This is a genomic window from Stieleria sp. (genome assembly GCF_041595215.1).
Taxonomy (GTDB): Bacteria; Planctomycetota; Planctomycetia; order Pirellulales; family Pirellulaceae; genus Stieleria; species Stieleria magnilauensis.
Map to the genome: position 1 here is coordinate 1 of NZ_JBFHKV010001006.1, position 3,152 is coordinate 3,152.

Here is a 3,152-nt window from a genome sequence, read left to right on the forward strand (position 1 = left end):
CAAGTCGCTGCCCACCAATTCGGCGCCGGCGACTTGCATGGCGATCCGCTCGGTCGTCCAGACCTTTCGGTTGTCGATTCGAACGTTGCGGGTTTGCACGGCCAGGGTGTCGCTGCGTTTGGTCGTGCCCCTTCGCTCGATCTTCACATCGCCGATCATCCGTCCCATTTTGATCGGCGGCGCGCTGCCTCCCATCATGTCCAATGACTGTGCGAATTGAATTTCCGCACCCTCTTTCGCGGTCAAGACGATCGGCGTTGCCGCGGCGTCGTCGGAAAGACCGCGTCCGACGATGATGGTCAACGGTTCCAGTTTCCACTGGTCTTCGGAGATCTGACGCCAGTTCTCGAACAGCAATGCACCGTTGCTGGTCAGCAATCGTTTGCAATCTCCCAGTTGCCACGCGTCGGCGGGAAAGAGATCCGCCAGGTCTTCCTTCAGATCGACGCGTTGGGTCGGCGGTCGAGGCTCCACGCGGGCGACATCGGGAACGGTCAACAGCCGCTGCGCCGCGGCGCGATACAGGCCGGCAGCGATCGACAGCACCGTCAAGGCGATCAAGTAATTTCGAACATTACGACTGATCCACTTCACGCTGTTGCCCCTGTCGCAGACCAAAGATTCTTGGCACGCAAAAGTCGCTCGATCGTCTCGCGTACGGCGCCGTGTCCGCCGCCGCTGGAGAGCACCCAATGCGCGACATCACGCACGTCGGCCGCGGCGTCCGCCGGGGCGACGGCAAGACCGACACGTTGCATCACGGGGAGGTCCGGCAGGTCGTCGCCGATGTAACAAACCGACGAAAGTTCGCAGCCCCACTCCGGAAGAATCTGCAGCGCCCGCTGCAACTTATCACCGCTGCCTTGGCTGACGTGGCTGATGCCAAGTTCCACGGCACGCCGCTCGACCATGGGGCTGTTTCGGGCGGTGATGATCCCGAACGGGAATCCGGCCTGCATCCAGAGCTTGATGCCCAGCCCATCGCGAACATGAAATTGTTTGGTCTCCGCACCAGCCGAATCATAGATGATCCGACCATCGGTCATCACTCCGTCGACATCCGACAGGATGCATCGAATCGGCTGGGCAATGGAAGAATCGCTGTCAGATGGATCGGGCATTCGAAACGGCCGGCCTAGGGTTTAACCGCGAAAAGGAATCGTCGACGGCGAGGAGTGAACGCCGGATTGGTCGCTGATTTCGCCGAGCGTGATCAAATCGGTGATGTCGACCATCCCGATCGGCTTGCGATCAGAATCCACGACCGGCAGCTCGCTGATCCGAAGCTGACTGAGCAGCGCGATCGCATCACTGAGTAGCGTCTGCGGTGCGACACAGTGGGGGTCGAGTGTCATCTTGGCCTGGATCGGACCGTCCAACGCTTCTTCGCATCGCGACTCCAGCAATCGCGCCAGATCGCTGTCGGTAAAAATCCCGGTCAGCTGGCCGGCATCGTTGGTCAACATCACCGCGCCGCTGCGGCGACCGGAGATCGAGCACGAAACCATGCACTGGCGAATCGAGACGGACTGGTTTGCGACGCGACAACACGTCAGCGGCCGCATCAACTGGCCGACGTTGGAAAGTTTTCGGCCCAGCGCGCCACCGGGATGGAACTTGGCGAAATCACGTGCGGAAAATTCACGCAACTGACTGGCCAACAGCGCCACCGCGTCTCCGACGGCCATCATCACCGTCGTGCTGCTGGTCGGCGCCAGACCGTGCGGACAAGCCTCGGCATGGCGTCCGTAGACCACCCTGCACGTCGCCGCCGCGGCCAATGGGTTGTCATCGTCGGCGGTAAACGAAATCAATCCGGATCCCTGTTGCCGCAATTGAGACGCGATGCGCGTGATTTCTTCGCTGCGTCCGGAATTGGAGAACGCCCAGACCAAATCGTCGCTTTTGACGCGGCCAAAGTCCCCATGAACGGCTTCGGTCGGGTGCAGAAAGTGGGCGGGGGTTCCCGTGCTGGCCAACGTGGCGACCAACTTTTTCCCCACCAATCCCGCCTTGCCGACGCCGGTGACGACGACGTTGCCCGTACAAGCAGCTGTCAATTCAGCCGCCGCGACCGACGATGGCCCGATGGCTTGGGCAGCCTGCGTCAGTGCAGTCGCCTCCCGGGAGATGATTTCGCGAATCGACCGGAGTCGTTCCAACAGTGTTTGTGGCACCTTCGGCGGCACGCCAAATTCGTCAGAAGTTGACTGTCCCGGAGTGCGATCTGACGGCAATGGCAGTGCAGCAGACACGTGGATCCTTCCCAAAAGCGTGGTTCAGCCGGTTTTCCCTACCCGGCCCGCCGACAAACGCCCCTCCACGGCACGCCCGACGGCATCAGCAAATCCTACCCAAGATCCCCGAACCATTGAAAGGCCAGACTGGAGGGGTTAGCAGTTAGCAGTTAGCTGTTAGCTGTTAGCTGTTAGCTGATAGCTGTTAGCTGGCCGAATCCCATGATCCGATTTTCCTGTCACCCATTTTCTTGTCCTCCAGTCCCATTTCTCTGCTCTCTCCTTGTCTCCTTGTCTCCCCCTCTCCGCGTCTCCCTATCCCCTCACTCCTCCGCTAGCAACTGCTCGATCGTTTCCCGCATCTGGGCCTCACCCGGCGTTCCCTTCCAGTTCATCTCACCCTGCCACCAACGCCGCAGGAACCCTTTCTTGTCGACCAAATAAACCGTCGGCCACATGGTGTTGGACCACTGTTTCCAATTTGCCGACTGGGCGTCCATCAAGACCGGGTATTGTATTTGTTCGGTCTGGAGTGCCGCGGCGACGCGATCGGCTGATCGTTCGGCGGCGGTTTCCGGCGTCTGGATTCCGATCACCACCAAGCCTTTGTCGGCGTAGTCGGCGTGCCAGCGGTTGTAATGGGGCAGATTGCGTCGGCAGTTGATGCACTGAAACGCGTAGAAATGAACGGCAACGACCTTGCCTTTCAAACCATCGAGGGTCAGCGCGTCGCCCTGCAACCAGCTCGCTCCTTCGCTGGTCAACTGCGGCGCGGCGGGATACATGCGTTTGACGGCTGCAAAGTTGAACGCTGGCCCGGTCAACGAACTGAGTGTGCGTTTCTGCTGGTTCGTCAACGCATCGACAAGTGCCTTCTTTTCGTCCGCTTTCGCCTTGTCGATTTTCTTGGCGGCG

Annotated in this window: 3 protein-coding genes and 1 pseudogene; all 4 read right to left on the bottom strand. The window is 60.2% G+C overall.

From position 1 onward, the window contains the following. Positions 1-594: pseudogene (locus ABX749_RS27345) on the bottom strand (hypothetical protein); the annotation flags it as partial. Beyond that, on the bottom strand, positions 591-1,121 hold the full coding sequence (locus tag ABX749_RS27350; RefSeq protein WP_372898818.1) for a KdsC family phosphatase: 531 nt from the start codon (positions 1,119-1,121) through the stop codon (positions 591-593). The pseudogene ABX749_RS27345 and the gene ABX749_RS27350, both read right to left, overlap by 4 nt. 21 nt (positions 1,122-1,142) lie before the next feature. Then, a complete protein-coding gene (locus ABX749_RS27355) occupies positions 1,143-2,162 on the bottom strand; it encodes an SIS domain-containing protein (RefSeq protein ID WP_372898819.1) in 1,020 nt (339 codons plus the stop codon). A gap of 398 nt (positions 2,163-2,560) precedes the next feature. Further along, positions 2,561-3,152 (bottom strand): redoxin domain-containing protein (locus tag ABX749_RS27360; RefSeq protein WP_372898820.1); only part of this gene is annotated, 592 nt, incomplete at its 5' end.